Origin of the sequence: Streptomyces sp. NPDC094448, assembly GCF_044763775.1 — a bacterium.
GTDB lineage: Bacteria > Actinomycetota > Actinomycetes > Streptomycetales > Streptomycetaceae > Streptomyces.
Genome location: NZ_JBIWGU010000002.1, coordinates 221443 through 248012, shown reverse-complemented (window position 1 = coordinate 248012; position 26570 = coordinate 221443). Strand labels below are relative to the sequence as shown.

Here is a 26570-nt window from a genome sequence, read left to right as displayed (position 1 = left end):
CCCACCCCCCCCCACCCGCACCTCACCCCCCCGGGGGGGGTTGTTTTTCTGCCCGGCCTGGGGGGGGGGCCGGCGGGGGCGGGGGCCGGCCCCCCCCCCCCCCGGGGGGGGGGGGGCCCCGTCCGCCTGCTGCTGTTCCGCTCTCGGGTCAGCCGTGACCTCGCGTCACGCGCTCAGGTGGAACATGTGCTCACTTGCCGAACCAGGCGTTGTGCACCGTCACGGACGCCTTGTTGTTCTTCTTGTCCGTGACGAACGCCCGCAGCGTCAGCGCCTTCCCCTTCGCGGGGCTGGTCACCGTCGCCTTGCCGCTCTTCACGACGACGCTCTTCCACGTCTTGGCGTTGTCGTACGACACCTGGACCGTCAGCGCCTTCAGATTGCTGCCGGCCGCGCCGCCCTGCACCACCACCGGCACGGACAGCGCCCGTCCGGCCGGAGCGGTGGAGTCCAGCGCCAGCGCGGGCGTGAAGCGGACGGTGGAGACCGGCAGCTTCACCGCGCTCTTGCCGCGGACCGAGGTGAAGGTCCACGAAGCGTCGACGCGGGTGGCGGTGCGGGTCACCGACGGGCTGCGGTTGACCGTGGTCGCCAGGGTGTACGTGGCCGATGCCGACGGCACCCGCCACAGCGTTTCGTCCGAGGGGCGCTTCTGCACGCCGAGCAGTGTGCCGTTGCGGTGGAGACTGGTGATCGCGGTGGTGTACTCGGTCTGGCCCACCGCGTGCCCCGCGCCGTCGGAGAGGAGCATGACCGACGGGTAGAGGTAGTTGGCCTCGCGCTCCAGCCCGCTCCAGGAGTTCACCAGCGGACCGTGCACCCCGACGTTGAAGTTCTCGGTGTACGTTGCTCCCGCGGCGTACCGGCGCACGTTCCCGGAGCCGTAGAGGGCCTCGAACACCGGGAAGCCCTCGGGGTCCGGCCCCTTGTACTGGCCGCCCATGATGTCCCAGAGGACGCCGTCGCCGGTGGACAGCCACACCTGGCGCACGCTCGCCGCGGGCTGCACGGAGAAGACGCCGGAATCGTTCGACGAGTAGTCCGGCAGTTCGCCGTAGGCGAGGACGGCGCCCTGCTTGCCCGGTACGGACGCGCCGAGGCCCGCCTTCACCAGGGCCAGGTCCTTGGACGCGTAGACCTTGCTGTAGCCGTTGCCCAGCTGCTGGACCGGGCTGCCGGAGAGGGTGTTGTACTCCGAGGTGCCCCGCTCCCACTTCGCGTACCACGACTGCGACAGGGAGCCGTCGGTGTAGCGCGGTCCCTGGTAGGCGGTGCGCACGTTGTCGAAGCTCTTGAAGCCGTAGCCCCGGACGAGGACCGAACCGTCGGGCAGTTCGAGGCTGTACGTCATCCCCGCGGCCGTCTGCTGCGCCTGGCTGTCGGGGACCTTGATGGAGACCGGCTTGGTGGTCCGGCCGTCCAGGACGACCGTGGTGTCACGGTCGACGGTCAGCTTCGGGTTGTCGATCAGGTCGCCGCCCTTGCCCGGGTCGGCCGGGTCGGCGTAGGCGTCGGCCGACAGGGCGTAGGTGCCGCGCGGGAGCCGGAGTACGGCGCTGCCCGACGACAGGTCGGGGGCGAAGGCATGCTCCTCCGCGGCCAGGTTCACCAGCTCGGCCTGCCAGGCGCCGCTGGTCGCGCCGTCGCGTCCGATGCCCTTGAGGGTGACGTTGTACGACTCGCTCTCGCGGTCGACCGCGGCCGGGGTGCGTACGGTCTGTCCGCCGCCCGAGGCGACGACGGTGGCCGAGTACGAGCCGTTGACCGTACCGCCGAGCGTGGTGTCGGCCGTCAGGTCCACCGAGGCGGTGCCGCCCTTGGGCACGGTGATCTGCCGGGTGCCGAGGGTGAAGAAACCGGCCGGGGCGGGCCGTCCGTCGGCGCCCGTGGGGTTGGCCAGCGCCAGGTCGAGCACCACGTCGGCGTCGCCGGAGTTGCGGTAGGTGAGCTGGCGGGTGACCGGTGTGTCGTCGTGGTGCGGCCACTGCTGGATGCCCAGGCTGAGGCTCGGCTGCTCGGCGACGACGGTCTGGTCGAGCACCCGGTCGACGGCGATACGGCCCGCGCCCTGCTGGAAGACCGAGTAGGCACCGCCCTTGGCCGAAGCCATCAGCGCGGACTTGAGCTGCGCGCCGGTCCAGCCGGGGTTCTTCTGCTTGAGGAGCGCGGCCGCGCCCGCGGCGTGCGGGGTCGCCATGGATGTGCCGTCCATGGAGATATAGCCGGGCGGGTTCTGGCCCGGCGCGTTCGCCAGGGCGGCCGCCGTGGTGGCCACACCGGGCGCGGTGACATCGGGCTTGATGCCTCCGTCCCAGTTGCGCGGGCCGACCGCCGAGAAACCGGCGAGCCTGTCGTTGTCGTCGACGGCGCCGACGGTCAGGGCGGCCTCGGCGCTGCCGGGCGAATCGATCGACTTCGGGTCGGGGCCGAAGTTCCCGGCCGCGACGGCGAAGAGCACGCCCTTCTCCGCGGAGAGCTTGTTGATCTGCGCTTCCAGCGCGTCGGTCTCCGGGGTGTCCGTGCCGCCGAGGCTCAGATTGAGCACACCGGCGCCCTGGGCGACGGCCCAGTCGATACCCGCGACGATCCCGGAGTCGTCACCGCTGCCGGAGTCGTCGAGCACCTTGGCGTTGATCAGCTCCGCACCGGGGGCCACGCCCTTGAAGCGGGCGTCCTTCTTCCCCGTACCGGCGGCGGTGGACGCCACATGGGTGCCGTGCCCGTCGCGGTCGGCGGCGGTCGGCGAAGCGGAGAAGTTCTTCTCGGCCACGACCCGGCCCGCCAGATCCGGATGGGTCGAGTCGATACCGGTGTCGAGGACGGCGATCTTCACACCGGTGCCGTCGAGGGACCGCGCCCAGGCGGCCGGGGCACCGATCTGCGCGGTGCTGCGGTCCAGCGACGCCTTCCGCACACCGTCCAGCCAGACCCGCCCGATCCCGGACGTCGCGGTCGCCGAGCCTTCGCCGTCGGGGCGGGTGAGGGCGTCCCACAGTTCGCCCGCGGTGCCCGAGGCGCTGGTGACGGCGTCGGCGCCGAGCGTGGCCAGGGTACGGCGGACCGTGGTGCCCTCGGCCGACCGGACATCCGCCTGCGCCTTGCCCGCAGTGGCCCCCCGGTAGCCGACGATCATCTTCAGCCCGGCGCGGTGGGCCTTGCGGCTCTCCGGCTTCGACAGTTCGGTGATGTCGAACAGCCGCCGGTCGAGGGTGCCCTTCGCGATGAGCTGCCGCGCGTCGCGCGGGATGACATAGGTACGGCCCTGATGGGTCCGGGTGAAGACGGGTATGCCCTCACGGCCCTTGGCGCGCTGGATGCTGACGATCCGTCCCCGGTCGTCCACCAGGACCCGGTCGCCGGTGATCAGCGTGATGGTGTGCGGGGCCCTGCCCTTGGCGTCGGCGGCCCCCGCCGCCGTGGTGGAGGTGCCCCGGTCTCCGTTCCCGGCCGACGCCGGGCTGGTCATGCCCGCCGTCAGCGCTACGGCGGCCGCGGCGGCAACCGTTGCCGCGTACGCCTTTTTTGATGGTTTGCGCAAGATTCCCCCTGCTGAGGAGCGATGCGGGCGGGCGAAGACACCGGCCCGTGCGGGGGGACGTTCGTATACGCGTTCACCCCCCGGTGTCGGAAGTATGCATGGACGCTTCCGGGCCGCTCAACAGCGGGTCGGTAACGAGTCGGTGTGCCGTCCGGGCCGGAAGTGAAGGCTCCGCGCGGCTGGTAGGGGAGAGGAGGTGAAGGCTCCGCGCGGCCGGTCCGGGAGACCGGCGGAACGGGGCCTCCGCGGTCGGCGACGGCTCCGCCCGATATCACGTGATCATGAACCGAGCCGGCCCGCCGGACCGGCTCCGCTCAACCGCCCGGATAGGCGTTGATGACGGTCACGGACCCCTTCTTGCCCTGCCGGTCGACGACCTCGCCGCGGAACGAGATCCCGCCGACGCGGTGGAGCGGACCGTGACGGACACCGGCTCACCCTCGGTGAACCGCTTCGTGCAGCCGGTCGACAGCCGGCCCGTCCGGCCGCCGCTGACGGTGTGGATACTGCTGCCGTTTGTCCGCCACTCGCCGGACCGGACCTGCGACAGCGGAAACTCGGGGTGCCGCCGCTCCCGGCCCTCGGCGGGCTGGACCCCGGCGACCCGGCCGTTCTCGTCGACGGTGACCCGGTCGCCCGTGATCAGGGTGACGGTCCGCCGGGTCCCGGTCGCCGGGGCCGGGGCCTTCGGAGCGGCGGCACGGGCCTTCTTCTGGGTCTCGGTCCGGTCCGCGGACCGGACCGGACGGTCTTCCGCCCCGGCCGTGACCGATGCGCCCGCGACCATGGCGACGGCCGGCACGGCCGCCACGGATCCCCGAGGGCGGCGCGCGGCAGCCCCTTCTACTGATCCACCGAGGTCGTGGTCGCGGACTCGGTCTCGGCGCCCGCGCCGACGGTACGGCCCGCCGCCCGCGTGTCGTCGCGGGCGCCGGGGCTCATCTCCAGCCGGAACGCGATATCGGCGCCCTGCTCCGGCACGAGGCGGCCCACATCACGGCACGGGACGTCGGCCGGGTCCGCCTGGCCGTCGCCGCCTGGTGGATCCTGCTCGCCGGGGTCACCGTCCCGCTCGCCGCCGAACTGGCGCTGCGCCCGGGCAGTATCGGCGGCGCGGTCTCCCTCCGGCCGGCCGTGGTCCTCGCCGTGTTCGGGCTGACGCTCTTCGGCGCGCCGGCTCCGTTCGCGCTGACGGCGCTGCGCCGGGGCCGGCCGCGGCCGAGACTCGTACCGGCCGTCGCGGGCGCGCTGTTCGTGCTGCCCACGGCAGCCGTGTGGATTCCGTCGGCCGGTTCGGAGGACACGAGCCCGCGGCGGGTGCTGCTCGGATCCACGGTGCCGACCGCGCCGGAGGCGATCCTGACCCCCCTCCCTCCCGTACCTGCCCCGGCTTCGGAGGAGCGGGTGACCGATCTGGACGATCTGCCGGTCCTGCCGCCGCCGGAAGCGGAGGGACGACAGCCGGTACGGGACCCCTTCATCGCCTGCCTGGCGCTCAACGCGGGCCGTTCGGCGCTCTGGACGGACCCGGCGGGCCGCAAGCAGACGGCGGAACTCCTCGCCGCCGTCGAGGACACGGTGCTGCGGGCGGTCTCGGCCGTACTGCGGCGCTCCTACCCCGCGCCGGTGCACAGCGATGTGCAGCAGGCGGCGATCCTCCGTTGCGATCTGCTGCGCCGCTATGCGCGCTGAGGGGCTGTGCCCCGTACACCCGTCAACCGATCACCCGTCAGGAGACGATCATGCAGCCGACCACACCGGTGACCGCGCGGATCCGGATCCGTACCGCGGCCGTCCCCGCGCTGGTGGCACTGTTGCTGGCCACCGCGGCGGGCTGCGGGGGAGGAGGGGACAGGGACGACGGAGCGGACCGGGTACGGGCGAGCGAATCCGCCGCTCCCGTCCCGCCGCCGCGGCCGAGCGGCGGCGTCGCCACCGGTGGGAGCCCGTCGCCGGGCAGCGGTGGACCGCCGTCCGCGACGGAATCCACAATGCTGCCCCCGCCCCCACCCTCGACCGCACCCCCGCCTCCGACACAGACTCCGAAGCCGTCCTCACCTCCTCCATCTCCGTCACCGCCGTCATCACCCTCACCGCCGTCGACAGACGGGCTGACCAGTGCCCTCCTCCCCACGAGCCGACTGCCCGCCGGATACCTCCGTACGACACTGCCCGGCCATCCGCCGGACCGCGCCGGCCGCCCCGACTGCGTCCAGCACCTCAACGCGCTGGAACTCAACCGCACGACCCACCCCGGAGCGGTCGAGACCCGGGCGGCGTGGGCACAGAGCCGGAGCGGGCCCTTCCTCCAGGAGGTCCTGGGCTGGTATCCGAAGGGCGGGGCCCGCGCCCGGCTCGACAACGCGGCCCGCGCGCTCGCCGGCTGCGGTACGTACACCCTGTCCTGGCCGGACGGCGATACGGCGCAGCAGACCGTGACACCCCTCGGACCGGCCGGGATCGGGGAGAAGTCGTGGCACGCCGGAGTGACGGTGAAGTACGCGGCGGCGACGGTGGAGGAGACGCTGGTCCTGGTCGTGGTCCGGAACTGCCTGATCGTCCTCAGCCATCTGGGCAGCCCGGCGGCACCCGCCCGCGCCGGGACCCTCGCCCTGGCCGCCACGGCGGCGGCCAGGGTCCCCTGACCCTCAGTCGAAGGGGCCGGTACGCTCCCCGATCCGGTACGCGGCGCTGAGCCGGACATGTTCGATCATGAGGCGCTCGGCGGTGTCGCCGTCGCCCGCTTCGACGGCGTCGAGGATCCGGGCATGGGCGTCGACGATATGGCGCTGCACATGGTTGTCGTCCAGCCACAGGGACGCGTCCTGCGGTACGGGGTAGCTGTTGCGGATGGCCCGCGCCTGCTCACCGAGGAAGGCCGGGCCGCCGATGTCCGCGATGGCGAGATGGAGATGGCGGCTCAGCTCGCCGAGGCGTTCGCGCCGCCCGGCGGCGATGTCCCCGACCATCGACCGGTGGACGTCGCGCAGCCCGGCCAGCTGCTCGGCGGTGATACGCCCCGCCGCGAGCCGGGCCCCGAGCCCCTCGACGACGGCACGGACGTCGTAGTACTCGACGAGCGCCTCGTCGCTGAGGTCGATGACGGTGGCGCCGTGATGGCTCTCGTAACTGATCAGCCGGTCCTTCTCCAGCCTGCGGAGGGCCTCGCGGACGGGGGTGATGGAGACCCCGAGCCGCTCGGCGACCGGGGCGGCCCGGAGCGGGGAACCGCCGGGGATCCGGGCATTGCGGATATCGTCGAGGAGCACGTTGTACACATAGTCGGCTTTGCTCTGAGGTGCCGTCCGCCGCTGTCGCACGCCAACCGCCCTTCCGGCAGCCCGTCGTGTCCGAAACTGTGCGTAGTGGTCAGAGTCCGTGTGGGTCCGTGTGTGTGCCGCTGCCCAGTATTCCGTACACCGGGAAAGCCCGCGGGTCCGCCGAGCCCAGCCTTCCCTATCACCCGTACCGCAGAAGGCTGTTGACCGAACGGGAGTAGTAGCGTGACAGCGTCGGGGACGGTGCAGCGGCGTGGCGGAGACCACCGGCCCCGTCCGCCGCCCGAGAGCGCGACGACCGGCTCCGCCGGCCCGCGCACACCACTCCCCGGCCGGAGCGCGGATTCGCGAGAGAGGCAGTGCCTTTGATCCCACTGACCTGCACGGACATGGTCCCCGTGCCCGAACGTCTGGACTGGTTCGCCGATAAGGTCGGCCGTCTGATCGCCCCGGTACGGCTGAGCTGCCCCGACCCCGGCACGTTCCGGGCCCGGGTGGGCACCCTCGACCTCGGCGCCACCGCGTTCTCCCTCTTCGAGCACACGCCCCTGCACACCTTCCGGACCTCTTCCCTGATCCGCCTGCGGGACCCGGAGCACTATCAACTCGCCCTGATCACCTCAGGATCGGCGATTCTTACGCAACACCGGCGGACCGTATCCCTCACCGCCGGGGACTGGGTGCTGTTCGACACTTCGCACGAGTACGAGACGGAGACCACCGACCGCAGCGGTTCACGCCATCTGCTGCTCCGGCTGCCGCGCCATTCGGTGCCGCTGCCGCCGGACCGCGTCGACGCCCTTGTCGCCACCCGTCTCGGCGGTGGAGGCATCGGCGAGGTCCTCCGCGGCCATCTGCTCTCCATCGCCCGCCACGGCGGCCGCCTCCGGGCCGGCGACACGGAACGCCTGAACGCGGTCACCAGGGATCTGGCCGTCGCCTTCCTCGCCCACCACCTGGACCGCCGGCGCACCCTCCCCGACGACGCCCACCGCACCTCCCTGCTGACCCGCATCGACTACTTCATCGACGTCAACCTCGCCGACCCCCGCCTCACCCCGGCCGCGATCGCCGACCACCACCGCGTCTCGGTCCGCACCCTCCACGCCCTCTTCGAAGGCCGCCGCACCACCGTCGCGGCCACCATCCGCCGCCGCCGGCTGGAACGCTGCCGCCGCGACCTGAGCGACCCCGAACTGGCCACCCGCCGCATCGCGGACATCGCGGCTCACTGGGGCTTCACGAACCCGTCGGTCTTCAGCCGCACCTTCCGCGCCACCTACGGCGCCACCCCCGGCACCTACCGCCGCACGGAACTCCCACCCCAGCGCGGAGAACGCCGCCGCCGACACGGCCACGGCTAAGGGCTGTCCCGTAATCCCCGGTGGATCAGCGCGCGGCGTCAGATGCGGTGCATCGCAAGGCGGAGGGGTATCCGCATACTGGATGCATTCGGGTATTCCGACAACGCAGCGTGGGGGTACCACCCGGGCCGCCAGGCCCAGGGGGAGTGCCGTAGCCGGCGTCGCGCGCCCGCCGGGGTACGGGACAGCCCTTAGGCCGTCTCCTTCCGGGGACGCCGCAGCACCGTGCCCCGTGAGGGCCCCGGCCCTTCGCACCCTCCGGGCAGCAGACCGCGGCCGGGGCCCCTGGAACGGGACCCCGACCGCGGGACGGTAGGCGCCTTCGACCGTGGCTTCGACCACGGTCGAAGGCGCTTCTCGGAAACCGCCGCCGACCGGGACGATGCCGACGGCCGGCCGACTAGTCGAGCTCGGCGAGCAGCTCCGCCTCGTAGATGCGTTGGGCCCGCGGCCGGACCGGCTTCCACACCTGCCCGAGCCGTCCGTCGGCCGGCTGGGGGACCGGCTTGGGCACCGGACGCGGGTTCCGGCGGCGGCGCGGCGGCACGGTCGCCTCCGGGCGGCCCGCGGCCGGGCCCCGCAGGTTCTTCGCTGTCTTGGTCTTCTGGTGCCGGGTGAAGGTCATGTACTTCTCCTGTTGGATCGTTTGTCGGACCGTTTGCTGGATCGCTCGGACGGATCACCGGACCCGGGATTCCCCGCGGCGCCCCGAAGGGCCGACCCGTATGAAGGTTTTGCAGGCGGGGCCTGTCCGGCCTTCTGCCCGGTGCGCTGGGGGAGTGACCGAAGATTGGCAGATCGTCTCTGAATTCGCCAAGTTCTGAGCGTTAGTTGACCGTTAGTCGGTATCTCGGGCGGGGTGGCAGACTCTTTGCCGCAGACGGACATGTGCGGTGGCACTCCGTGCCGACACTTGGAGCTGAGGACCGTGGAATTTCGTGTACTGGGGCCGGTTGGTGTGCTGCGTGGTGGCAGCCCGGTTCAGTTGAAACCGAAACCCTTGCAGATGCTGACCGTACTGTTACTGACGCCCGGACATCATGTTTCGCACCAGGTTCTGATGCGCTACCTCTGGCCCTGGGACGAGAAGCCGAATCCCGGCCGGATCCGTCAGTGCTTTCATCAGCTCCGGCTCTCGGTACCGGAGATCTCCCAGGAGAACGAGCGCGGATCCTGCCGGATCCGGGTCGATCCGAAGAGCGTCGACCTCCTGCGCTTTCAGGGGTTCCGAGAGGCCGCCCGAGCCTCGGAGAACGTACAGGTGCGGTGCGAGGCTCTGCGGTCGGCACTCGCCGAAGTGAGGGGTACGCCGCTGGAGGACCTGCCCGGTGAGAGGTTTGCGCGGAAGCGGTCCGACCTCGTCACCGATCTCAGGGAACTCACCGTCTCCTGCGTCCAGGCCGAGCTGGACTGCCATGAGGCGGAATCCGCACTGGAACGTGTCGAAACGGCTCTCGGATACTGGCCGGACAGTGAGAGGCTGCTGGCCCTGAACGTCAGGGCGCTGCGTCAACTCCGCCGGGAGGACCTCATAGCTCCGCTGCTCGGCCGCTGGGAGACGCGTTTCAGCCGATCCACGACACATCTCCTGCTTGCCGATACGGCACAGGGCGAAGAGGCGAATACCAGGCCCGCCGGGGCCGCGCCGGGCCCATTCCGGTCGAAACCCCGCCAGCTTCCTGCCGCGGCCGCCGATCTGATCGGACGCCGTACGGAACAGGAACGGATCGAACAGGTCCTTTCCGGAAACACTCCAGGGCGTAGTCGCATTGTCGCGATCAGCGGCAAGCCGGGGATCGGGAAGACCTTTCTCGCGGTCCGTACGGCAAACGGTCTCGAACGGCACTTTCCCGACGGGATCCTCTACGCCGATCTGCGCGGCTACTCACTGGTGAAAAAGGAAACACACTGGCGCATTCTGGCGCGATTCCTGAACGACCTGGGAGTCCGCCCCACCACTCCCACGGAGGACGGCATGGTCGCCGCGTACCGGGCCGCCCTCGCGGACCGCGCCGTTCTCATCGTGCTGGACAACGCCTGCGACGAGGAGCACGTCCGGCATCTGCTGCCAGGACCGGGAGCCAGTGCGGCGATCGTCACCAGCCGCCGTCACCTGCACGGACTGGCGATCAGGGAAGGCGCCGAGCTGGTGACCATCGAGACCTTGGACCACGCCGCATCGGCGGCGCTGCTCAGGGCAAGGCTCGGTGACGAGCGCATGGGGATGGCCGCCCCCTTCACCGACGACGTGATCAAGCACTGCGGCGGTCAACCCCTCGCGCTGACCATCATCGCCGCGCGGATCGCGGAACACCGGCCCGCGGCGATCGCGGATATCGTCCGTGACCTCTGCCGGGAGAGCACCAGACTGCGTTCCCTGGATCTCGGCACCGATAATCTCAGCGTACGCATGGTGCTGGAGACCACCCACGGCCGGCTGCCGCCGCCTCAGGCGCAGCTCTTCTGGCAGCTCGCGGTGCATCCTGGCCCGACCATCAGTCACGCGGCCGTCCGGGCCATCGCCCTCGACGACACGGGATGCACGGGTGGTGCGCTCGAAGGCCTGACCCGGATGCACCTGGTGGACGAGCCTGCGGACGAGCGTTATTCGCTGCACGATCTGATCCGCCTCTACGCCCGTGAGATGGCCGGTCGGCGGGACGACAACGAACGAGCCGCCGTGGCGGACGGCATGCTCTCCTTCCTGCTGCACAACGCCTGGTCCTGTGACCGGCGGCTGGACCCGGACCGGCGGCTGCCCATCGACGAGCCGCGCAGGGGTACGGTCGTCGCTCCCCAGGACGCCGCGGCGGCCATGAAGTGGTTCGAGGCGGAGTACCCGACGCTGACGGCCGCGGTCCGGATGGCCCGCGATCACGGGCTCGACCGCTTTACCTGGCTCCTTCCCATGACGATGGTGACGTTCCAATGGCGTACGAACCGCTATCTGGATGCGCTCGGGCAGTTGAACCACGCCCGGGAGGCCGCGGAGCGGGCCGCCGATCCGGCCGATGTCGCCATGATCCACCGGATGCTCGCCGGTACCCACCGCGGCCTGGGCGAGGGCGGTCAGGCGGCACGGCAACTCCGCTCCGCCGTCCTGCTGAGCGAACGCGACGGGGACGCCTTCAGCGCGGCCCTGAGCCAATACGCCCTCGGTGTGCTGTTGCGGGAGAGGGGCGCGCCCGCCGAGGCGGAGGCGCAGTTCCGTGCCGCCCTCGCCGTCTTCGAGAACCTGGGGGACCGTTTGGGCAAGGGAGCGGCACTCTGCGGGCTGGGGAATGTCCGCCATGACCTCGGGCAATACGACGAGGGCCTTGAGCACTGCCTCCGGGCGCTCGCGGTGCTGCACGGGACGGACGACGTCAACGGCCGGGCCCATGTGCTCCACAGCATGGGCCGGATCCGCCGGGCGAAGGAGGAACACGGAGCGGCCGTCGACGACTTCACCGCGGCCGTCGGTCTCTACCGCTCCCTCGCCTATCCGAGCCGGGAGGCCGGATCGCTGATCCGGCTCGCCGAAGCGCTGGAAAGGGCGAATCGTCCCGAGGAGTCGGAAGGAGCCCTGGAACGGGCCCGGCTTCTGCTGCAGGAGCTGGGAGAGCGCGATATCGCCGGAGCCGTGGAGCGGATCAGGCGGCGATTCTGACTCCTCAGGGGGTGTCGGCGGCTTCCGCCCGCGGGGGCAGCGGCAGTACGTACTCCTCCGCCTTCTCGGCAAGGTGCAGCGGAAGGGGTTTGGCCAGGGCGTCCTGGTAGTCGGCCGCCTGCCGGAGCTGATGGGCGAGGAGGGCGTAGGCCGCGGGCTCGTCCCCGTCCTGGCGGTGGCAGCCGAGCACGGCGATCTCGGCCAGATGCGGATTCCAGGCGGGCACTTCCGTGTCCAGGACCAGTTCGCCCTTCCTCGGCCCCTGGGTGACTGGACGCGGGGCCAGCTTGTCCGCCCGGACCGCGCTCTGTCCGAACTGCACGGCCTTTTCCGTCGTGCTGTAGAAGACACGGGCATCCTTGCCGCTCCTGTCGACCGTGGCCGGGTCGGGACCCCAGAGGCCGGCGCTCAGTCCGTTGACCCCGCCGGGGTGATCCGTACCCCACCAGCCCGGGGTCTCATGAGCGTCGCCGCCTCCGTCCCGGATTCGGACCAGCCGCAGATCCGGGTCGAGGCCCGAGGCCGGTGCCGGTCCGGACCTGAGCAGATCGCGGCCGACCCGGCCGTCCTGGACCCAGGTCCAGAGCGACCGGAGGTTCTGGGCGTGCACGAACAGCACCGTCGGGGCCGAACGCAGCGTCGGCAGAACATGCTGGAGGAAACCCTCCATGGCCCGCCGTTGCTCCTCCCGGAGCCGGACTCCGCCGAGGTCGCCCTCCGCCTTCCGCGGCGCCTCGCCGCTGTCGCCGTCCTCCGCCGCGGCACCGGACCCGGGATCCGTCTCCGGTTCCGTCTCCGCTCCCGGATCCGGGTCCGTGACGGTCGGATCCGTGGCGTTCAGATCTGCGGCGAACTCCTTCAGACGCTCTGGCCCCGTGCTCCGGGTCAGACGGACCAGCATCGCCGGATAGGGCACCCAGTCGGCCCGCTCCAGATCCCAGCCGTGAATCCGGGCCCGACCGCCGCCACTGCCCTCGGGCGTCATGAGGAGCGCGACGGGCAGCGGATGGCGCAGCGCCGTACGGGTGGGTCCGTCACCGCGGCGCTTCACCGCCCAGACCGCGGCGTACCGCAGACCCTCGGGCAGCAGCCCGCCGAGCGAATGCTCCGGCAGCACCCGGACCCCCAGCTGCCGGAACCCGTCGAGCCAGCTCATCCGCGCCCGGTGCGCGGCGCTCCGCTCGGTGTTGTACGCCTTGCCGTTCTGCCGGCCCCGGCGGGGTACCAGCACGAACTGGGTCACCACACCGGCGTCGGCGCAGCCCAACCGCAGGGCGTACTTCGGATCGGCGAGTTCGGTGCCGAACACGCCCTGGTCGATCTCGACGACCGCGAGGGCCGGACGGTCCGGCAGGGCACCGTCCGCCGTGAGCCACTGCGCGACGGTTCGCCGCCGCTCCATCACACCCTTGACGAACGACTCCCGGACCGTGCGGCCCGTGCCCACGGCGAGCCCGTCGCCCAGACCGGCCGAGGGAAGACAGCGCAGGTGCACCGTCAGCTCGGGGGTGTGCCACTCCAGGACCACGGGGGTGCCCGGGGCAGCGTTGTCGTAGGCCGCTTCCGCCTCCCCGTCGCCATCGGCACCGGATCCCGGTGCGGACCCGGTTGCGTGCTCCGGATCACCACCGTCGCCCTTGAGGCCGAGAACCGAGGCCAGAGCGGCGATCGCCTCGCGCCGCATGCGATGGGTGGTCCACACCAGACGCAGCGTCAGCACCGCCGGCCGTGAGGGGTCCACCGGATGGTCTCCGTACCCTTCATCGGCGAGGAAGGACATCGCGGAGGCAAGGGCGGTGCGCCGGTCCTCCGCGGTGCGCGCCAGCTCGGCCTCGTCCGCCTGCTGCCGGGACGGACGGTTGTGCGGTTGATGGTCTCCGACGGTGCTGCGCCCGAGATCGGGTACGGCCACCAGCTGAGCCGGGAGCGCCCCCCGTACCCAGTCGAAGAGCTGGGAACGCTGGTGGGACATGAAGCCGCGCTCCACGGCGTGCGTCCCCATGGCGGCGCTGTGGACGACGGCAGCGCGTACTCCGGGTCCCTCGCCCAAGCGCGCGGCCGGTTCGGTGAGCAACTCCTCGGGGGACGGCAGCGGCGAGGGCTGGTTCGCGGTGAGGGGCCTGAGCAGTCCGGCCGGATCGTTCTCGTGCCAGACATGGGAGCCGCGGTCGCGGGCCCACTCCAGCCGGGCGATCGTAAAGCGGCCGGTGAGCGGGGCACCGGGCAGCCAGGGCACCGGACAACGCAAATAGACCGAGGTACGGCGGCCGGGCGGGAGGTACAGCCGACCCGTGGTGCGGGAGGGGTGAGTCGCCCAGCGCCGTACTCCGAAGGAGAAGTGGACCCGCGGCAGGGGATCGAAGGGAACGGAGTGCAGCGACAGCCGGATCACCACCGACCACCACCAGACCTTGCCCCCGGCTTCGTGCCGCAAAGGCTGGGACATCAGCTCGGCGCCGCGGTCGGCCGGGCCCCGGGGTACGGCGTGGAAGTGCAGCAGTTCCCCGCCCGATGCGTACGGGGGGAGTTGTTCGATACGCCGTGCAAGCCAGTCCATGGCCAGGCGGTACTGGTACGGCCGGGGCAGAGCTGTACCGCCTTCGCTCGTGGGGCAGCCGAACAGGTCCAGCTCCGTATCGCGCCAGACGGGCGGGGCGCTGCGCAGCGCACGCAAGGCATCCGCGACCTGCCGGGGTGCGCCGGTCCCCGGGAGGGTCGCCACCCAGAGGTTGAGCATGCCTTCCAGGGCTTCCGGCGGGAGGGGGTCGGGGATGTCCCGGGGAACGAGGAACCAGTAGTCGTGGGCCGGATCACCGGGTTCGGCTCCGGTCGGGCGCGGCAGGGTGCACAGCTCCGGGCAGAGGGCCGTCAGGGCCCTGTCGAGCCGTCGGGTCGGGACGGTGCGCCAAGGGGCTGCCTCCGGGTCCCGCCCGTGGTTCACGAGTTCGAGCAGTGCGGTGTTCCACTGCTCGGGCCGCTGCATGGCGCGGTAGCCGATGATGAGCGGCTCCGCTCCAGCGGTGGGCCGGGCGGCGGATCGGGCGATGCGGGTGTACGGGATTCCCATGAAGGTCCTTCGCGGAGACTGGCTGGGACGGAGAACGGCCGGGTACCACCACCGGCCACCCCGGCGGGGGACAGCGGTCCGCCGTGGCCGGTTCAGGGCGGGGGCGCCGGGGTGACGTGCAGCTCCACCAGCGCCTTGTACAGCGGTTCGTACAGGGTGCGAACCAGTTCGGCGTCCGAACCGCGGTGTTCGGTGAAGTACGGCTCCAGGACCCGGCGCAGCCGGACCAGCAGTCCCGGCTCGCGCCGCGGGCGCCGTGATGCGCCTCCTCCTGCCTGCTCGGCCGCGAGGTCGGGGGCGAAAGCGGCGTCGACGAAGACCACCCGGGCCGGCACGCCGCCGCGGACCAGGCGGCCGATCACCTGCCAGAGGGTGACCAGCTGGTCCCAGGCGAACGACTCCTTCTCGTGCTCTTCCAGCCGTGAGTAGACGTAGCGGCGGGAGACCAGCCGACGCCACTCCCCCCGGGCCTTCCGCCGGAACTCCTGCCCGGCCTCGTCCAGTCCGGCGGCGTGGGCCACGAGACCGCTGAAGGTTCCCCCGTTGACATCGGGCCGGTCCCGGACGAAACGGGTGGCCCAGTCGTTGATCGCGAAGACCGACAGATAGAGGTCGTCGGGCCGGGGATGGGGACGGGAGAGGAAGAGCACCGTCCCGAAGGCGGCCTTGCCCTGCTTGTTGAGGATGTTGTGACCGCGTTCCACCGCCAGCAGCGGGGCCACCAGCAGTTGAGCCTCGGGATCCTCGGCGAAGGAGGCCAGGTCGCCGCGGCGCACCGAGGTGACCGCGGTGCTGTCGTCGGCCGTGGCCGGTGGCGGCTCGTCGAGTTCCGCGTCGTCGGCCGTCAGTACCCGTACCCGGCCCTGCCAGCGCTTGACCGCATGCAGTTGCTCCGCCGCCGCCGTTGCGTCCCGATAGCTGCCGACCAGCAGGAGCGCCCGCTTCCGCTGCGGGTCGGTGATCTCCTTGAGTTCGTCCTCCAGAGGACTCGTCATCCCCGGCCGTGGCCGCTCCGCCAGCCGTCGGATCATCTGGGCCAGCGCCGTCGACCGGTTCTCCAGCCGCTGCCCCGACAGGGTCAGCGGCCTACGGGTCTCCGGTTCGAAGAGGAAGCCCGTCCGGAACACCGTCTGCCGGATCGCGTCCCGGGCCTTCTCGTTCGGTTTGAGGACGACTTGTACGGGGGCGAGCACATGGGCCCTGGTGGAGGTGCCCGCCCAACTCGTGCCCGACATCAGCAGGACCCGGGGGCCGTCCGGCCGCGGCGGGCCGCCACCGTTGCCGAGACGGGGCAGCCCCAGCAGGAGTTCCCGGCCGATCCCGGCGCAGCGGAAGAAGCGCAGGGTGCCGCTCAGCAGTCCGTCCTGGCCCGGGGAGTGGTCGAACTTGTCGACGAGGTACTGGAACCCCAGCACGTTCCCCATCGGGGCCTCGGGGATGAGCGGCGCGTAGTCCAGCGGCGGTTTACGGGACAGCTCGTTCCCCGTGGCATCCAGATGCAGCGCCGCCTCCACCTGGGGCCACAACCGGGTCAACCGGTCGAGCCGTCGCTCCAGCGCGTAGAGGAGGAGTGTGAAGGAGAGCCTGCGCACCGAGCGTTTGAGCCATGCCTCGGAGCCGAGGACATCGGCCGGATCGCCGGTGTCACCACGCTGCGGACGGTCGGCCGGACCGTCGACGGCGGGTGAACCCTGCAACAGCCGGTCGAGCAGTTTCAGCACACGGGCGCGGGCCCGCCGCTCGTCCAGCCCGTGCAGCAGGTCGTTGACACACTCCAGCAGCAGCCGGATATCGCCCTCGTAGCTCCCGTCGTTCCCCAGCGGATCGTCCCGCACCCGGTCGAGGAGTGTCTGGACCTGGTCGCGCCGCTCCGCCCAGGGCTCCTCGCCCGGTATGCCGGGCGAGACCTCCTGGCCCTCCTCCGTCTGTCCGTCCTCTTCGTCCTCTTCGTAGAGCAGCCGCTCGTCGGGTGTGGCGTCGGGATCGTCGGCGGAGCGCCGGGTCGGAAACCATTCGGAGAGGAGTTTCTCCTGAAGTGTCCAGGTGTTGAAGTAGTCGATGTCCACCCATGTGCGGAGCGCAGGATCCGCGATCAGCAGAGCGTAGATCCGGTTGGTGGCGGCCGCGACGATGCCCAGCGCCGCGTCCCAGCCCGCGATATCCCGATCCGTGAGCTGGAGTCTGCCCTGCTGGGCCAGTTCGTCGATCTTCTTCGTCTGGACCTGGTCCAGCCAGGACTCCGCCAACCCCTGAGTGACGAGGGTGGCCGACGGGGCGAAGATCCGATCGAAGATCATCTGTACCCGGTCGGCCTCGTCCACGACGACGATATCGGAGCGCAGACAGGTGAGTTCCAGCTGCCGGATCCGTTCCTCGTTGAGATGCGCGGGTACGGACGACGAGACCAGACTCCACGGGTTGGCGACCCAGATCTCCGCCTCCACCTGGTCCCGGGCCACGCCGTGCCGGGGGCAGTCGCTCCAGAGCGGACATCCGGCGGAGGTGCCGAGGAGGGCCGTCTCGGGCCGGTCGTCCGGCGGGGACTCGTTCCGCCCGCGGCGACCGGCCGGGTGGTACGAGGGCGCTCGGCCGGGATCCTTCCCGGACCCGCCGGGTTCACCGCCCCCGTCGTCCGCGCCCGGGTCCGGCGCCTTCGGATAGAGCCCGGTACACGGTCCGTCCGCGTAACGGAGCGGCTGCGCCTGCTCCTCGCGCAGGGCGTCCACGACACAGACGGTGCTGAGGAAGTCGAAGCCCGCGGCATCGTGCAGCAGCAGCCGGTGCTCACCCTGGGAGGCCAGCCGCCGGTGCAGCCGCTGGACGTGCGCCTCCCGAGTGGTCGGCCCGAGGAGCGGTACGGCGCGCAGTCCGAGGGCCCGGAAGGTGTCGACCAGCCGGAGCTGCTCGGCCACGTCACCGACGACCAGGGTGGTCCGCAGGGTCGGCGCACCGGGATTCCACCGGTCCCGGGTGGCGGCCCAGACGGCGATGAGGATCATCAGGGTCGATTTGCCGGCCCCCACCATGCCCACGAGGTGCACCAGCTCGTCCAGGCAGAGTTCGCCGCCGTCGCGGAATCCGTCCCCGTCCCGGACCGCCAGCTCCAGCTCGGCCAGCCGGTCGGACCAGTCGCCCTCGACGAGCCCGTCCATCCAGAGCGCCGCGGCGGCCAGCTCCTGACGGGGTACGGGCAACGCACCCGAGGCCCGCCGGTCGCCGCCGGACAGCGGATGGCCGGGAACCGGTCCGCCGATCAGCTCGGGGGGCAGGGTCACCGACCCCACCCGGCCACGGTCGACGAAGGAGTGCCGGCCTGCCCCGGCGAGCTTCAACGACCGGGTCGCGAAGCCCGGGACGCCGTCCAGCGCGGCGTCGTAGTGCTGGAACCGCCAGGGCGCGACTGCCGGAACGACCTGGCGGAACGCACCGTTCCCATCCGTCACCCGATAGCCGCGCAGCCGCTGCGGGAGCTGCCGGTAGATCTCCAGATACTGCTCCCACAGGCGGTGCCGGCGCAGTGTCCAGAGCCGATGCCGGGCCGCCGTGAGCATGATCTCCTCCTGCTCCCGTACCGGGATCCCGGCAGCGCGGGCGAAAGGGTAGCCGCCGAGCAGGACCCAGGCGTCCCGGGCAGGCCGGGAGGGATCCAGCCGCTGGAGGAGTCTGAGGGCCAGTTCCACCTGGGCCAGTTGCACCGGTTTCACATCGGGCTGCTCGGCCAGTACCTCGCTCCAGCCCGTGAGGTTCTTGGTGACCTCCCGGTGCCAGGCATCACGGTCACGCATCGGCCGGCCCTCCTCCGGATTCCCTGATGTGCCGCTCCGCACGGAGCAGTAGTTCGCCCTCCGGCAGCAGGCAGAACCCGCTCGCCGGACGGGGATGGTTGCGGTGGAAGACAGCGAGATAGTCCGGCCGGGCCAGAACCCGGTGCTCGGGCACCATCCAGAGCGTCTCGTGGTGCGAAGGCCCCGCCGGAGCCGGTGCGGGGGTACGGCCCAGCAGCGCGGGATGGGCCCGGTCCTTGATGTCGACGGCCCAGATACGGCCGTCGGGGAGTCCCACCCTCATGAGGTACGCCTCCGTGGTCGGCCACATCGTCACCGTTGCGCCGAGTCGGGTGAGGTGCTTCCGCAGTCCGCGCGCGATCCGGCCGGGCCAGGTCACGAACTGGCGCAGCGGCCGGTCCAGCTGCACCAGACCCGTGCACTGTTCGGGCGGGATGATCCGGTCGATCGGGGGTTCCCTGCTCTCACTGCGGCAGTAGTCGCGTTCGCACCACCAGTCGGCGTCGCCCACGGGTGTCAGGAGGGTGCCGCAGCGCCGGCACTGCGCACACCCCCGCCCGGGGCGCACAAAGCAGGAGGGAACGGGCTGGTAGATGCTTTCGAGCAGCTCCGGCAGCCCCACCAGCGCAGGGTTGCTGATCACCTTGAACCACTCCGTATGGGTGAGTACGGGGTGTTCGACCAGGAGTCTGCGGAATGCGCCGTACGACTCGGGCCCGAGGCTCCGGCACCTCTGCAGCGCCCAGCGCAGGACGTCCTGGTGATGCAGGTGTCCTGGGGCGTCGGTCCGGTGCGCCCACCACTCGCGTACGAGTTCCGTCGGCAGTCCGGTGTGTTCGTCCAGCAACCGGTCGGCAGGCCCCGCAGCGTCCGCCGGGAGGTCCAGAAGCCAGCCGGACAGCGGACGGTCCCGGCACCAGCTGAGCAGTTCAGGGACGGAGCGCGGCGGCTCGGCCCGGCGCAGCAGACAGACGAGAGCCGTGCGGTTCAGCGCCTGATGGACGACGGGCGGATAGGGGAGGCGGAAGGACGACAGTTCGGTGATGTCCTCCAGGGCCACGACGGCACGGGCCAGGAGCCGTACCAGCTCCGCACCGGGCTCGTTCTCCCAGTCGGTCGTTGTTTCCGAGGGGTGCAAGGACGAACACCTATTCCGAGGCCGGGCGCGCTGTCCCGCGTGCGGCGGAAGCTGCCCCCGGCGGCGGCACCGGGATACCGCCGGGCTGCCGTGGATCCGCCGCCGAATGCTCCCGTCCCGCCCGGCACCAGTCCAGCGCCTCGCAGTCCCGGCACGCCCGGCCCGGCACCGCCCGGTACTCCGTCTCCTCCAGCCAGGGGCCGGCCGCCCTGCGGACGATGTCTCGCGCGGAAGCGTGCACCGAGGGTTGCCAGGGGTCGATTTCCAGACGGCGAGCGAATGCGGAGCCAAGTAGCTCCAGTTCGATGCGGGACCGGCGGCGATCCCCGTCGGCCAACTCGCCTGTACGCATGAGCAGGACGGCCAGCGCGAGCTGTGGGTGGCGCTCCAGCACCGAACTTCCCTCGTAGGGGCGGCCGCCCACGGTCTTCGTCTCCCGCCAGACCCACCCGCCGCGCCGGGTGTGCAGCAGATCGGGTTGGGCGATGAGCACCAGGTCGAGTACCGGGTCGTAGGCGGTGACCTGCGCCTGGACCCGAACCTCCTCCTCCGGGGCCAGCCGGTCGAGAGGGCAAAGGGCCGCATGGCGTGCCAGCATCGCGGCCGCGGCGAGAGCGGTCTCCGGCGGCAGCCCGGACCACGCGGAATCATCCGGCGCCACCAGACCGCGGCAGCCGCGCGGCCGTCGTATCCCGTGCCGAGCGTTGAGTACGGCGTCGACGGCGCGCCCCCGTCCGATCGCGGGATTCTCCGGCCGGGCCGAGCGGAGTTTGAGTTCCCTGGTCAGGTGGTACTTCGCCGGACAGTCCGCATAGGCGCGCAGATCACTGGCCGACAGGCTGCGCCGGGTCCGGGGGCGGACCGGAGCCGGAAGCCCGATGAGACCCGGTGGCTCCCCGTGGCCCGTGGACGGCGGCAGTGCACCACAGCGCCCGGCCCCGGAGCACTCGACGCAGGACCGGCCCGGCCGTCGCTCGGATCCGTCGAGCATCCTCGTCAGGACGGGTTCCGTGTACCGCGCGAAGTCGCGCGCCGCTTCGGCGGGAGTGCAGTCCGCGATCGTTCGCGCGGTACCGTCGCCACAGCCGAAGTCGATGACGCGGATCCGCTGCGGTCCGGGGTCGGACCGGTGCTGATCGACCACGGTGTACGGCCCCGGACGATGCCGCTCCCGGTCGTATCCGGGGCGGGAGGCCCGGCCGAAGGCGGTCACGGAAGCGGCGGCCGCCACCTCGGCGTCGGACCGGCCCTTTTTCGCCGATCCGAAGGAGAGCAGCCACAGTTCCCGCCGGGTTCCGTCGGCGGAGGCGTAGCGTCGTCCCCACGCGGTGCGCTCGTACACACGAGCACCGCGTGCATCGGGCCGGGCATGCGCGGGCGGCACATCCCGGACCACCCACTCGTACGCCACCGGCTCGGTGGGCGGCTCGCCGGGGCCACGGTCGTCCAGCCGGATCCGTCGACGGCTCAGAAAGCGGTCGACGGCCTCGACGGTCCACTCCACCAGCCCGTCGTGCGCAGGGCGCCCCCGTCCGAACCGCCCCCGGGTACGGCGCAGTTCACCGATGGCCTCCGCCGGAGAACTGCCGTGGAACTCGATCAGGTCGAGGGCCGTCATCAAGGGCTTGAGGGTGAACGTCAGAAACGGATCGTAGGCGGGCAGCCGCCGCGCCGCCGTCAGCCAGGGCCTGGCCTTCACCGCCAGATGCGCCGGACAGTCGGCGGGATCCTCGCGGGAGAGCGGGAGGCCCGCGCGGACCAGGCCGAGTTCATCGGAAGCAGCCAGTGGACGAGGCCAGTCGGACATGGGCGGGCGAACCTCCTGGAACCGGGACGACGATGTCCGGTGCGGAATCAGGGAACCATGCGTTTGTGTACAGAGTCAACGAACGTAGTTCCTCGTAGCGTTGGGATCTGTACAGTAGTGGGCCACGCGGACAGGCGACCGATGTGCGCGCGGTGACGGGTTCCCGGGTGCGGACGGAACGCGGACCGCGGTAGTGGGAAGGCGCGAAGCACGCAGTGAAAAAAGAGCATCTGACGCTGAACGGGCGCTACCGGCTCGAAGAGAGCTTCTCGGGCGGCATGGCCATGCTGTGGAAGGCGTGGGACACCTACCGTGACACCTGGGTGGCCGTCAAAGTCCTTCATGAGCGCAATGAGCTGGTCCGGCTCCACGAAACCACCGACGGTCAGGCGCTGGAGAGCGACCTGGCGACCCGATTCCGTCGTGAGTGCGCCATCCTGCGGGAGATCCGGCACCCCGCCATCCCCGCCTGGCTGGACGAGGGGTTCCACGACGGCCGGCCCTATCTGGTGATGGGCTGGGTCGAGGGCATGACGCTGCATCAGTTCATCGAGAACTACGGGCAGTGCGAGACGTCGGTGGTCGCCTCCCTGGTGGTCCAGATGGCGGCGGCGCTCGACTACGCGCACCGTTGCGGGTTCATCCACCGCGACCTCAACCCCAAGAACGTGATGATCACGCGTGAAGGCGTCGTGCATCTCGTCGACTTCGGCATCGCCATGCCGCTGGACCCCACGGTGACGCGGTACACCGCCTACGGCACCCGAAGTCCGGGCACCCCCGGATACACCTCGCCCGAGCAGCACAACGGAGGCGCCGTCGGTGTTCCCTCCGACATCTACTCCCTCGGCTGTGTCGCCTTTGAACTGCACACGGGTCGATGGCCCTTCCACCCGGACTCGGAACGGGATCTGGAGCGCCAGCACGAATCGGACAAGCCCGCACCCCCGGTCGCCTGGTTCGCCCCCGGTCTGCCACCGGAGCTGGCGGAGACCGTCGACCGGATGCTGATCAAACCGATCCGCCACCGGCTCGACAGTGTCCCGAAGATCCTGGCCGTCTACCGCGCCTTTCTGCCCTCCACCGGCGATCCGGAGCCGAGCCCCCGGATGACCCACGACCCCACCCGGCCGTTCCGCAGGCCCGAGCCCGAGGCCCGGACACCCCGCGGCCGTTCGGCCGCTCCCCGGCGGGTCCGCCCCGCGCACCGGGACTCCTCCTGGCTCCAGCCGGCCGCCGCGGCGGCCGCACTGGAAGCCGCCCGCAACGAACTGCGCGACGGACACGCGGCCCCGGGGCCGCACTGCGAGGCCCTGGAGCGGATACGGAAGGACGCCCTGCGCTCCTGGGGGATCCGTGCGGAGGCCACCGCACGTATCCAACTCGTCTGCGCCGACGCACGGTTCGCGGGCGCCGAATCCTCGGCCGATACGGAGACCGCCCTCCGGCTCTACCGCGAACTCGTCGTCGAGTTGGCCCAGCACGCGGCGCCCGGCATCCGGGAGGTGTTCCTCAGCGCCCGAGCCGGGGCATCGAGCTGTCTGCTGGCTCTGGCGCGGGACCCGGCGCCGGCCTTCGACGGATGGGTGGCGGTCACCTCGGAAACGGCGGAACTGCCGGAGCCGCCCGAGGACACCCTGCGCCGCTGCCGGGTCCTCGGGGAGGAGTTCCTGCACCTCGGCTTCCGTGCCGACCGGGTCCGGGCACTGCTCGCGGGGCTGTCCACGACCTAGCCGCCCGGGGCGGCCCTGACGCCTAACGCAGTCTGCCCTCCGCCAGGGCGTCGCTCAGCGCCCCGGTCAGCTCCCGGCCCAGCCCGGTCGCCTGCCGGAGCATCCGCTCCAGCTCCACGATGCGGCGGAAGGCCTCCCCGTAGCGCCGCTGCTCGGCCAGGGGCAGCCGCGGGACCCTGAGTCTGCGCACATCCACCCGGGAGGCATGGGTGGAGTGGGAGCCGGCCTGGCGCGCGTTGCCCGGAGAGCGCAGACAGCCCGCGAGAAACCAGGGATCGATGAGTCCGGGATCGGACCGCAGGGCCAGTATCTGCGGTACGAGCGCCGTCGGCGCGCTCTGTTCGACCCATGCGTCGAACACCTGCGAGGCGCCCACCACGACGACGTCGAGCGGCGCCGTCAGCGTGATGTGTTCCTCGAAGGCGGTCACCTGATGGGGCCCCAGCCAGCCCGTGGGCTCCGTGTGACGGAGCAGGTCATGGACCGTGAGCACGGGTACGGCCCCTCTGGGGCGCGGGCCCTGGTGCACCGCGTCCCGGGGCAGGGTCTGACCACCGTGCAGTTCCACCGCTCCGGCACGGAGCAGTTCGTCGATGCTCGTGGTCGGCGGCTGGACACCGGACTCCTCCAGTTCCCGCAGCGCGGCCAGAGCGGACGAGACCTCCCCGAGCCGGGAGAGCGCGGAGGAGAATTCCTCCCACGAACGCCGCGCGCGCCGTGCCGCGGAGCCACGGACCGCCGGAACGTGACGTGCGGGGGTGAGGTCCACCTGCTCGTCCAGGAGGCCGACAACCGGAACCGCGGCGCTCCGGACCGGGCTCGCGTCCCGGCTCCCGTCTGCTTCGTGTGCTCGTACCACAGCAGGCAGCGAGTGCATCAAGGCATCCCAGTCCACCGGGTCGCGCCCGTCCTTCGTGCCCGTTCCCCCCTCGGCTTCGGCGGCATCGACCAGCAGCAGGGTCTTGGGCGGAGGGGCGCCGCCCAGGGGCTTCCGCAGGAGCCACAGGTGCAGCCCGACGGCATGGGGCGGCGCGGAGCCCGCGGGGAGCGCGATCACCGCCCGCAGCGCGCCGGTGCGCAGCAGACCGGCCCGGATCCTCCGGCCGGCCCGTCTCTTCGCCACCCCCGGAGGAAGCAGCAGGACGGCCGCCCCGCCGTCCGCCAGCCCGGCCAGCGCATGCTGCACCCAGGCCAGCTCCGATTCCGTACGCGGCGGAAGACCGAAGGTCCAGCGGGCGTCGGTGGCGAGTTCCCCGTGGCCCCAGTCCCGGGCGTTGTACGGCGGGTTGCACAGCACCACGTCAACCGGTTCGGCAGCCCAGGCGTTGTCACGGAGGGTGTCGGTCGTGGCAATGCGGGTACGAACGCTCCCCGGCAGACCCGATGTGGCGATCCGGCCCTTGGCCAACCGTGCCAGCACCGGGCTGATGTCCGAACCCATCAGCTCCAGCGCCCGCTCCGGCGACCAGCGATGCCCGGCCGCGAGCAGCAGCCCGCCTGTCCCGCAGGCGGGATCCAGCACCACGCGGGGCCGGTCGCCGAGTACCGCGGCCAAGGTGACCATCAGTTCCGCGAGCGGGGAGGGCGTCGTGGAAATCTGCCGTACGTGGGTACGGGACCAGCGCTCCAGCAGAAAGTCGTAGGTGGCTCCCACCCCACGGCTACGGGCAACCTTCAGCGCCTCGTCGACAGCCGCCAGTTGGGCACTTCCCAGCTTCCCCGCCGCTTCCGTCGCCCCCGCCGCCTCGGCTACCGCCGCAATGGCCTCACCGGCCGCGGCCCGCCCGGCCAGAGCGTCGAACTGCGGCCAGAGCCACCGGAGCAGGTCCTCCTCGCGCCGCAGCTTCCCGTTGTCACGGAGCCAGGACTCGACCTCCGCGAGATCGAACTGTGGCGTGGTGTCCGTTCCGCCGACGGGCGCGGGGAAAGTGCCGTACCGCCGCCGCCAGTTGCTCACTGCCGCCCGCCCCACTCCGGCCAGCCGGGCGATCTCCGCGAGTGCCACGGTGACGGGTGGGGTGGGGGGCATGGCGTGCTCCGGATCCTGGCAGGTGGGACCGCGCTAACGTACAACTTGCGGAAGCCGAGCACCATGATCCCGTGAACTGTTGATTGACTCAGTACACACACTGCCAGGTTCCGTATGCGGGGCGTTCGGCCGGTGTTGCGGGCGTGGCGCCTCGGGCCGGAATCCAGGTCGCTTTGCCCGGCTTCTTCCGCGTTCCTGGCTGGGCAGGCTGATCCCGGCCCGTCGGCGGTTGCACACGGCGAAGCGGGAAGGGCGGGCACAACAGAAAGATCCCGCTCGACGTATCCGTCGAACGGGATCTCTTGACGAAAGTGCCCCCGGCAGGATTCGAACCTGCGCACACGGCTCCGGAGGCCGTTGCTCTATCCCCTGAGCTACGGGGGCGCACTGTCTGCCTCGGTGTTGTTGCCGTCGGCGTGACGGGTAGAACACTACCAGCTCTTCGAGGGTGCCCGTGAACAGGTATTTCGACGGATCGGACGGGCCGCGGGAGCGGACCCGAGTCGCCCGGAGGGGGTGGAAGTGGGGAAAACCCGGACGCAGCCCCGGCCGCGGACCTACTCTCAAGTTGTGTCAGGTGCGTCCGGGCGGGTGCTCGTTGTCGATGACAACCGGGTCATCCGGCAGTTGATCAGGGTCAACCTTGAGCTTGAGGGCTTCGAGGTCGTGACCGCGGCCGATGGTGCCGAGTGCCTGGAGGTCGTGCAGGAGGTGCGGCCCGACGTGGTGACGCTCGATGTCGTCATGCCGCGGCTGGACGGGCTGCGGACCGCCGCGCGGCTGCGCGAGGATCCCGCGACGCGGCATCTGCCGGTGGCGATCATCAGTGCGTGCACGCAGTACGAGGTCGAGAGCGGCATGGAGGCGGGGGTGGACGCCTTTCTGGCGAAACCCTTCGAGCCGGTCGATCTGGTGAGACTCGTGCGGCGGTTGGTGGTCCGGGAAGGACCGCCGGCACCCGACGGGCGGTACGGGATCGGACAGCCCGGCACCGCGCACGGGATCGGACTCCCCGGCACCCCGCACGGGGCCGGACTCCCCGGCACCCCGCACGGCACCGGTCGGCCCGGTACCGCCCATGGAGTCGGGCAGCCCGGCACCGCGCGCGGCTGAGCCGTGGGTCGTCGGCCCGCCCCGTGGGGCGTCCCGCGGCCGAGGTGTGACCGCATCGCGAAACCGTTC

At 71.4% G+C, this 26570-nt stretch carries 15 protein-coding genes and 1 tRNA gene; 6 read left to right on the top strand and 10 right to left on the bottom strand.

The window, feature by feature from the left end; translation table 11 throughout:
• Window positions 1–190: 190 nt before the first annotated feature.
• Window positions 191–3538, bottom strand: coding sequence for a S8 family peptidase (locus ACIQ9E_RS04535; protein ID WP_403701855.1), 3348 nt, complete (start codon window positions 3536–3538; stop codon window positions 191–193).
• A gap of 343 nt (window positions 3539–3881) precedes the next feature.
• Window positions 3882–4340, bottom strand: a complete 459-nt coding sequence (locus tag ACIQ9E_RS04530) for a hypothetical protein (RefSeq protein WP_403701852.1) — start codon at window positions 4338–4340, stop codon at window positions 3882–3884.
• On the opposite strand from ACIQ9E_RS04530, the gene ACIQ9E_RS04525 reads away from it, so the two are divergent.
• A complete protein-coding gene (locus ACIQ9E_RS04525) occupies window positions 4310–5230 on the top strand; it encodes a hypothetical protein (RefSeq protein ID WP_403701849.1) in 921 nt (306 codons plus the stop codon). The genes ACIQ9E_RS04530 and ACIQ9E_RS04525 overlap by 31 nt on opposite strands.
• 50 nt (window positions 5231–5280) lie before the next feature.
• A complete protein-coding gene (locus ACIQ9E_RS04520) occupies window positions 5281–6183 on the top strand; it encodes a hypothetical protein (protein WP_403701846.1) in 903 nt (300 codons plus the stop codon).
• A 3-nt stretch (window positions 6184–6186) separates the two neighbouring features.
• Here ACIQ9E_RS04520 and ACIQ9E_RS04515 read toward each other — a convergent pair whose 3' ends face one another.
• Window positions 6187–6858, bottom strand: coding sequence for a GntR family transcriptional regulator (locus tag ACIQ9E_RS04515; protein ID WP_403701843.1), 672 nt, complete (start codon window positions 6856–6858; stop codon window positions 6187–6189).
• Window positions 6859–7214: 356 nt separating this feature from the next.
• Between ACIQ9E_RS04515 and ACIQ9E_RS04510 the strand changes: the two genes are divergently transcribed.
• Entirely contained in the window at window positions 7215–8180 is a 966-nt protein-coding gene (locus ACIQ9E_RS04510) for a helix-turn-helix domain-containing protein (RefSeq protein WP_403701840.1), read from the top strand.
• A gap of 400 nt (window positions 8181–8580) precedes the next feature.
• Here ACIQ9E_RS04510 and ACIQ9E_RS04505 read toward each other — a convergent pair whose 3' ends face one another.
• Window positions 8581–8805: a hypothetical protein gene (locus tag ACIQ9E_RS04505; RefSeq protein ID WP_403701837.1), complete on the bottom strand. Its 225-nt coding sequence runs from the start codon at window positions 8803–8805 to the stop codon at window positions 8581–8583.
• A 381-nt stretch (window positions 8806–9186) separates the two neighbouring features.
• Between ACIQ9E_RS04505 and ACIQ9E_RS04500 the strand changes: the two genes are divergently transcribed.
• Window positions 9187–11829 carry an ATP-binding protein gene (locus tag ACIQ9E_RS04500; protein ID WP_403701834.1) on the top strand — a complete coding sequence of 881 codons (2643 nt, stop codon included), beginning with the start codon at window positions 9187–9189 and terminating at the stop codon, window positions 11827–11829.
• Between the two features lie 4 nt (window positions 11830–11833).
• Here ACIQ9E_RS04500 and ACIQ9E_RS04495 read toward each other — a convergent pair whose 3' ends face one another.
• The 4 genes from ACIQ9E_RS04495 to ACIQ9E_RS04480 all read right to left on the bottom strand — a co-directional run bounded on the left by ACIQ9E_RS04495 (window position 11834) and on the right by ACIQ9E_RS04480 (window position 21626).
• A complete protein-coding gene (locus ACIQ9E_RS04495) occupies window positions 11834–14896 on the bottom strand; it encodes a pPIWI_RE module domain-containing protein (RefSeq protein ID WP_403701832.1) in 3063 nt (1020 codons plus the stop codon).
• A 92-nt stretch (window positions 14897–14988) separates the two neighbouring features.
• Complete coding sequence (locus ACIQ9E_RS04490) at window positions 14989–18681, bottom strand: signal recognition particle (RefSeq protein WP_403701830.1); 3693 nt, start codon at window positions 18679–18681, stop codon at window positions 14989–14991.
• Window positions 18674–19819, bottom strand: a complete 1146-nt coding sequence (locus ACIQ9E_RS04485; protein WP_403701827.1) for a Fis family transcriptional regulator — start codon at window positions 19817–19819, stop codon at window positions 18674–18676. The genes ACIQ9E_RS04490 and ACIQ9E_RS04485 overlap by 8 nt, the downstream gene beginning before the upstream one ends.
• A 10-nt stretch (window positions 19820–19829) precedes the next feature.
• Window positions 19830–21626 carry a PD-(D/E)XK nuclease family protein gene (locus ACIQ9E_RS04480; protein ID WP_403701824.1) on the bottom strand — a complete coding sequence of 599 codons (1797 nt, stop codon included), beginning with the start codon at window positions 21624–21626 and terminating at the stop codon, window positions 19830–19832.
• A 215-nt stretch (window positions 21627–21841) separates the two neighbouring features.
• On the opposite strand from ACIQ9E_RS04480, the gene ACIQ9E_RS04475 reads away from it, so the two are divergent.
• Entirely contained in the window at window positions 21842–23359 is a 1518-nt protein-coding gene (locus ACIQ9E_RS04475; protein ID WP_403701821.1) for a serine/threonine protein kinase, read from the top strand.
• 22 nt (window positions 23360–23381) lie between these two features.
• Here ACIQ9E_RS04475 and ACIQ9E_RS04470 read toward each other — a convergent pair whose 3' ends face one another.
• Window positions 23382–25388: an N-6 DNA methylase gene (locus ACIQ9E_RS04470; RefSeq protein ID WP_403701818.1), complete on the bottom strand. Its 2007-nt coding sequence runs from the start codon at window positions 25386–25388 to the stop codon at window positions 23382–23384.
• 312 nt (window positions 25389–25700) lie between these two features.
• Window positions 25701–25772: transfer RNA gene (locus ACIQ9E_RS04465), tRNA-Arg, on the bottom strand.
• A gap of 138 nt (window positions 25773–25910) precedes the next feature.
• On the opposite strand from ACIQ9E_RS04465, the gene ACIQ9E_RS04460 reads away from it, so the two are divergent.
• Complete coding sequence (locus ACIQ9E_RS04460) at window positions 25911–26501, top strand: PleD family two-component system response regulator (protein WP_403701815.1); 591 nt, start codon at window positions 25911–25913, stop codon at window positions 26499–26501.
• Window positions 26502–26570: the final 69 nt, after the last annotated feature.